The following is a 7,281-nucleotide window of genomic DNA, read 5'->3' as shown; positions in this document are numbered from 1 at the left end:
AGAAAAGTCGGGGTTCCAGATTAGGCATGCTGTAGCCGCAGATCGGGCAGGAAAAGTTAGCGGAAAATAGCAGTTCTTCCCCTTTTTTGTCATCCATATCCGCCACTAACGCAGTACCGCCCGAGAGACCAAGCCCGGTTTCAAAGGATTCCGCCAGGCGCTGTGCAAGATCCTTGCGCACTTTGAAACGATCGACTACGACTTCGATGGTATGTTTTTTTTGCAGCTCGAGTTTCGGCGGATCCGACAAATAGTAGACCTCCCCATCGATACGCGCCCGGAGATAGCCTTGCGCTGCCAAATTTTCTAGCGTTTTGCTGTGCTCCCCCTTGCGCTCTTTCACGATGGGCGCCAGAAGCATTAGCCGTTTGCCTTCCGGCCGCGACAGCACGTTATCCACCATCTGGCTAACTGTCTGCGCCGCCAGTGGCACATCATGATCCGGGCAGCGCGGTTCACCGACGCGGGCATACAAAAGACGTAGATAATCGTGGATTTCTGTTATCGTTCCCACCGTCGAGCGCGGATTATGGGACGTGGATTTTTGTTCAATCGAAATGGTGGGCGACAGCCCTTCTATATGATCCACATCCGGTTTTTCCATCAACGACAGAAACTGCCGGGCGTAGGAAGAAAGCGATTCAACATAGCGACGTTGGCCCTCGGCATAGAGCGTATCAAATGCCAGCGACGACTTCCCGGAGCCAGATAAGCCGGTAATCACTATCAATTTATCGCGGGGTATCACCAGACTGATGTTTTTCAGATTATGGGTACGAGCACCACGAACTTTAATCTTATCCATTCAACTAATCCCAACACCGGATGAACAACGAGGGTGGCCTGTGCGGTTGACAAAAACACGGCGGCGCGAGACGATCAATAAAAAACTGAATTAATATCTAGCATTGATTGTAACAAATAACTCTGCTTCAGCAAGTTTCCGCTGCGCAGTCCAAGTTTCTAAACATGTTCTTTAAGCGTTGGCAATGGTAAACTTGAGAGATTAAACTTAGTCATTCATCTGATCAGGAGACCCCATGGCCAGCAGAGGCATTAATAAAGTGATTCTAGTCGGAAACCTGGGCCAGGATCCGGAGGTACGTCATATGCCTAACGGTGGTGCGGTAGCCAACATCACTCTGGCCACCTCTGAGAGCTGGCGCGACAAGCAGACCGGCGATACCAAGGAGAGAACAGAATGGCACCGCGTGGTACTGTTTGGTAAGCTGGCCGAGGTAGCAGGTGAATATTTACGTAAGGGCTCCCAGGTGTATATCGAGGGATCGCTACAGACCCGAAGATGGCAAGACCAAAGCGGCCAAGATCGGTACACCACCGAGGTGGTGGTTAGTATAGGTGGCACGATGCAAATGCTCGGCGGTCGACAAGGCGGCACGGTGGGCGGTAACGTCGGTGGAGTACAGCAGGGCGGATGGGGACAGCAGCAGGGTAATAATGCGCAGTTTAGTAGCGGCAGCGAGCTGGCAGCGCGCCCCGCGAAGAACGTAGCTCCTGTGCCTAGCAACGAGCCGCCGATGGACTTTGATGATGATATTCCATTCTGAGGCTAACCTTAGCAAAATTGTCAATGATTCGGAAATATAATTCCCTATAACAACAGTATTTGCCGGAAGCTCATACTGACTTTATTTTCGCCATTTCTATTAGAATAAAACTTTTATTTTATTTTTTCATCACAAAGCAGTGCCCTTAATATTAAGGGTAGATAAGTATGATTATCTGGCTGCCTTCTGTTAAGAAATGCGTCCTATGCCTCCAACATGTCCTCGTGACATAAGGTAAGTAAACGATATTGGACCCCCAAGAATACATTATCGGGAATGCTTAACTCTACCTTGTTGGGGATTTTTAACTATTTTCGCCAATGTTAGTTTTGTTGATTTCATCCAATTCGGTATTGGCCGGTTGGCGACAATCAGCTTCTTGTTGCGCGGGAAGCGAGTAATGCTAGCCACATTATTGCTTGATGTATTGCTGGTATTATTCTTAGTATCTAACGAATCTTCATGGAGCTGTGAGCTGTAATGATGGCAAATAATCCCTATCCTATTTTCTTTTGACATTGACTGGCGTAACCGACAGCGTCGAGGCGATGCCGGGCATCGCCGTGCTCTCTAACGGGATCTGTGCGGTTGCCGGTGACCGTCTGCAAAGAGAGAGGATTGTCGATTATCGACACTGGACCTGATTCATTGGCTGAGCTCCCGCTCTCGCGGCATAATTTTTTTGCCAATGTTTAGCACGACAGCACTGTAGACCTCTCTCTGGCCAGTGGGATGTAAATATCATTTCCCTGCATAATTCAGCGTGGCGAAGGTCGGGGCGCCTAGACATAGGCGGAGCAACAGTACAGACGAGACGCATTGCTGGGCTCACTGTCACCGGGTCCCGTCTCCGTCTCCTTACCCACTACTTACGGCGCTTCCTTCACCATCGCTATGGCCTCCAACTCCTCGTCAACATAATACCGTCAGTAGACACCCTGTACCCCCAACTGTGAGCCGCGCGGCCTGACTACTCACGCAGGTGCCTCGGCCGCAACTGGTTAAAGGCACATTCCGCCGGACGCCTCAACGCTCTGAGCGGTCATCCAGTGGCAATCATCGCTCAGCGGCGCCATGACCTCGGATATCATCCGGCGACTTCACTCGTACCAAAACGGTATTCTCGGCAATGACCTAATTCACCTGCTTATTGTCCTGCACCGTGTCGCTGGCGAAATCCGACTCGATCGCGCCAGGCGCGAGCATATTAACCCATATCCAGCGGTTGCCCAGCTCTTTGGCTTGATAACGGGTCAATACTTCCAGCGCTCCCTTTGTCTCGGCATAGGCAGCAAAGCTGGGGGTGGGGTAGTAAAGCGCGTAATCCTATTTGACATATTTAAAATACTGCCACCGTCGGCTAGCAGCTACAGTAATACTTGGATTAGGAAGAAACGCGCCCTTGAAATTTATACGCATCAATTGATCGAACTGTGCTTCGTCGTTCGCGGCAAATTCGGCATGAATGCCAATCCCGGAATTGTTCACCAAAATGGTGAAACTACGTCTGGCTAAACTTATCGTTCAGTGCCCGCTGCAGATCGATGACGGAACGGGCAAAGTGGCTACTCTCCTCCCCCCAGTATCAAGCTGCAACATGGCCTCCCCGGCCCCGCTCCATTCAATTTCTTTTACCAACGCTTGTGCTTCCTCTTCTGGAGAGTGATAAGTACCGATAATATCGAAACCGGAAACGGAAAGATGAATAGCGGCATTGTAGCCAAATCCGTGGCTGGCACCAGTGAAGTGATTGAATGCAATGGGACGGCTCATAGCAAAACTCCTGTGGCTTGCGATCGAATAATCCTACGTCGACTTACGTAAAAAAGTGAATGTATTACTAACTGTATTACTAAGAATATTGACCGGAGCAAAAGGGATAAAGAACGTTAACTTGGAAATAATAATGTTCAATAAAAACTAACAATCAAGGAAGAAATGATGAATAAACTGGCGCTACTGCAAGGCTTTGTACAGGCTGTCGAGCTGGCAAGTTTTACCCAGGCAGGCAACAGTCTCGTTCTGCCCTAATCTACCATGTCCGAACACATTCAGACACTCGAGAGCGTGATGAGCGTCCGATTGCTGCACCACCTGCCGGGTGACCCCTACGCAGGACGGCTTGGTTCTATATGAACGCGTGCGAGAAGTGCGCGCCTCGATGGATGAACTGGACAGCTTGTTCTGCCAGCAGGGGATAGTGCTGGACAGGCAGGCTGCGCATCGATATGCCCACTGCCTTCACCTTCACCCGGCTGGAGTCTTCTCGCTCCTGGGAGAGTTTCTGCAGGCGCATCCGACTATCCAGGTGGAAATAAGTTGCACCGATGGGTGGATATGCACAAGGGTTTCGATTGCGTGGTGCGTATCAGTAAGTTAAACAACGTCAATCTGGTAGCGCGACACCTGAGAGAACTGTGCATGGTCAATTGCGCCAGTCCGGTCTACTTGCAGGACATAGCATACCCGCGGCACCCGCGACGCCCAAATCCACGTCATTTCAGGCTGTCCTTATCACGTCAAACCGCCTGATACCTTGATGCAGACTCATTGCGATTCAGGTAATCTGCCAGAAATATTGCGGACTCATCTGTGCCGACAGCACAGAATCATAGGCGACCAGATAAGCATGCGCCTCACCGGGAAAGGTAATGCGTCCCGAGAGCCGTATTTAGCGATGGTGAACGGCGACAAAGCGTTTTCCCTGCACATTGAATTAACACAGGCTCTCCGCGGCGGTTTTTTACTTCCAGCTTTTGGATCTTTGCCCTCCCAGGTAGGCGTGCTTGATGCTACTGAACTGCACCAGCGCTTCGCTTACCCGGGTAGGGCCCATAGCGCAGTACCAATACATCGATTCCCTCGTGGCCGGTATAGACACTGACATCATCCCCCACTGACCTTATCCCCACCACCTCCTGGCACGCCGGCATATCTATAAGTCGCCGCGACATAAGGCGCTACGACAGTATCTGTCGTTTGCGTGACGCCGACGATATCAGCCAGCGCGGACGCCGAAACGGCGGATGATCTCTCCCACAGAGGTCATTCCAACCTGCGAATCAGCGGCTGACTGGGCCTAGGCGCCGGCCGGTAATGCCAAAGTTAATACTATCAATGGCCAAAAGGGTCCAATACATAATTCCATAACGATCCAGAAGATAAAGTTAACGGCCAACGCAACGGCCTGCTCAGGCAGAGCGCACCTTTGACTGCCGTACAAGAAGTCCCGGCGGCGGAGCTATGGGTAAATTTCGACGTTACACCGCCGGTGATGGATACTTTGCTGGTGGATTCTATCGACACTTTTTGAGGCGGCGACACCCCTACTATGTTCCTCGCTTATAACTCAGCGGGATGCCAAAATCGTGGGCGGCCAGTGAACAGGGTCTGTTTAGGACGCAACTGGTAGAAAAAGACTCCACTATAACCACCGTCGAGCAGTTGAAAGGAAAAAACCTCCGTCTATCACGGCTCTGGATTCCATAATATCCTGTTATCTATCTTACGCGATCACAGCCTATCTACTGATGATGTGTAATTGAGCTACCTAGCGTCGGCAGCGGGATTGTCCACGCTAACGCAAGGCCGGGTAGACACATGGGGCATTTGGGATCCTAACGCGACCATCGCCGAGAAAATCTTTGGCGACCGCATCTTGCTACACCGCGCACCTTTAGACTCTGTTTGCAGTTTGCCTCTCAGAAAGCCCTAAGCAGATAAATGGAAATCGCAATCTCTGTAGGACTTCTTATTGCGCAGCTACCGCGCGACTGCTTAACGAACTCGCCGCCCGACGCACGATATCTATAACGAACGACTATGGATGAAATATGCCCGCATATTGAAAGTGAGCGGATCAATCGCTGTCCTGGTCGGCGGGGAGCAATTTATCCCATTATTGCGTGCAACGAGTAATAGCAGCTGAGGATGTCTTATCGTAACCGCTAAGTTTGGTCAGGACGAGAACGACGCTTATTGTTGCTAAAGGCGATAGCGCACGTCATCAGCCAACGGGTTGCTACACCCACGTATTATACCCGGGTACTAATATCAAAACTCAGGCAAAAGCACTAGTTCTGCCACATCGTTGCCGCGCCAACGATCATAAAGTCGTTTCTGCGCGACTAGAGCACATATCATTCATATTCGGCGCAAAGAGGGGTTCATTCCATACCCTTTTACGGCCTGCGACTGAGAAGATGAATTGGTCAATAATCAACCCGTCATTCCTTATGGAATACTCATTTAATCACATAGACAGCTCACAGGATTACGTACGTTTATCATCGTGAGTTTATTGATGGATTTAACGCATGCACGAGTATAGGTCATCCTTAATGTAAGGGCTGAAACGTGTTTTGAAATCTAAAGGCCAAGTTATTACGATATATAAATTTTATAGAATACCCATTTAAAAATAATTAAAATCACTGGATTTACTAAATAAAAAATTATGAACACAAGACGAGTTAAAAAACAAATAAAGTCGTATTAAAAATAGTGGCGGAAAATATTTACAATGTCTATCTAAGTATATAGATTATCTTGTTTTACAAACGTTCCCTATAATCTATAGATTATTTAATTTTCAAAAATATAAATTTTATTACATGTATACTGTCTCTTCATAAGACTATTAATTTTTCTCATACCATCGTAATCTGAGAGGTAAATAAAACACCACTATTAATCAACCGTCATAGGAGATTATTTCAACCTTATTAGTATATAAATAATGCGAATGCCGTGTTAAAAACTAGTATTTATTATTCCAGAGGAACGATAAATATCGTAACGTCAACGCCGAAATACGTAGGCAAAGCTATTAATCAAGATAAAGCCCTGCTGATGACTAAAAATACTACAAGATAATAACCAACCCCTCGTGAAAATATCACCTTTAGTTGATAGATTCAAGACCAACAACACCACGGCTTGCATTGTATTTGCTAAAAGTTGCTGAGTGCTGATGAAACGCTGATACCTATCAATTTGTCCACTCTTCTTAACGCATTAAAGCATCCACCTTAGGCCAAAGATTTGAATCAACACCAGCGTCTACATTCGTATGCTCAGTTGCCGATATCGAATACCGATGCGAGTACACAATAGATAAGGGCGAATATAAGAGCAAACATTGTCAAAGTTGAAAATGTATTTAAGCTCTTAGAGGAGAACGACAAACAAATACGAGTGATGCAACATCAAGCTAAAGGGACAAGTGCAACGTTGCAAAGCTCGCACTCGCCTTTGAATAATACCTGTCCTCTATTAATAATCGTAGATCTGCACTTGGCATTATTAAAACGCGCTTGCCCTAATATTTGTAGGCACGTGCTCACGCCAATTACTCCATGCGCCTACGCACCTTTAATCCTCTTTTGATTACCGTGTTCAAAACACGCGAGTATTCTTAAACATCACAAGAACATGTTTGTCTTGATCACTGTTCATACCTGGTAGCTACGCTAGAACGGCGCGCTGCTGCTAAGGTCTACTTTACGCTTTCTTAGCTCCATTTTTCCTGATAAAAATGTTTATTAAAAATAGTTAATATGCTTTTGCAAAATTGACATAAAGTTACATAAATATTATTAATTTAATAAAAAATTATATGTACAGCGTGCGTCTCGTTTTTCCTGAGGCGAAAATTTCTTAGCTGCATCTGTTGGCGTTATTGATTTAGAGCTAGCTGCGGCTTATTAGCCGA

At 47.5% G+C, this 7,281-nt stretch carries 4 protein-coding genes and 2 pseudogenes; 2 read left to right on the top strand and 4 right to left on the bottom strand.

Features of this window, described 5'->3' with window-relative positions; all coding sequences use genetic code 11:
• Window positions 1–805, bottom strand: a pseudogene (locus BG74_RS18620) (excinuclease ABC subunit UvrA); the annotation flags it as partial.
• Between the two features lie 235 nt (window positions 806–1,040).
• Between BG74_RS18620 and BG74_RS09660 the strand changes: the two are divergent.
• Window positions 1,041–1,568, top strand: coding sequence for a single-stranded DNA-binding protein (locus tag BG74_RS09660; protein ID WP_066598155.1), 528 nt, complete (start codon window positions 1,041–1,043; stop codon window positions 1,566–1,568).
• Window positions 1,569–2,086: 518 nt separating this feature from the next.
• Complete coding sequence (locus BG74_RS19145) at window positions 2,087–2,212, top strand: hypothetical protein (protein WP_256364264.1); 126 nt, start codon at window positions 2,087–2,089, stop codon at window positions 2,210–2,212.
• Between the two features lie 357 nt (window positions 2,213–2,569).
• Here BG74_RS19145 and BG74_RS09655 read toward each other — a convergent pair.
• The 3 genes and pseudogenes from BG74_RS09655 to BG74_RS14620 all read right to left on the bottom strand — a co-directional run bounded on the left by BG74_RS09655 (window position 2,570) and on the right by BG74_RS14620 (window position 4,522).
• Window positions 2,570–3,341: pseudogene (locus BG74_RS09655) on the bottom strand (SDR family oxidoreductase).
• Window positions 3,342–3,944: 603 nt separating this feature from the next.
• Window positions 3,945–4,067, bottom strand: a complete 123-nt coding sequence (locus BG74_RS19140) for a hypothetical protein (protein ID WP_256364263.1) — start codon at window positions 4,065–4,067, stop codon at window positions 3,945–3,947.
• Window positions 4,068–4,360: 293 nt separating this feature from the next.
• The gene (locus tag BG74_RS14620; RefSeq protein ID WP_204376394.1) at window positions 4,361–4,522 is read right to left on the bottom strand and encodes a hypothetical protein; all 162 of its coding nucleotides are present in this window, start codon (window positions 4,520–4,522) and stop codon (window positions 4,361–4,363) included.
• Window positions 4,523–7,281: the final 2,759 nt, after the last annotated feature.

The organism is Sodalis-like endosymbiont of Proechinophthirus fluctus, from assembly GCF_001602625.1.
Lineage (GTDB): Bacteria > Pseudomonadota > Gammaproteobacteria > Enterobacterales > Enterobacteriaceae.
Note: the sequence above shows the minus strand (reverse complement) of the source record. Positions and strands in the feature narration are given on the sequence as shown.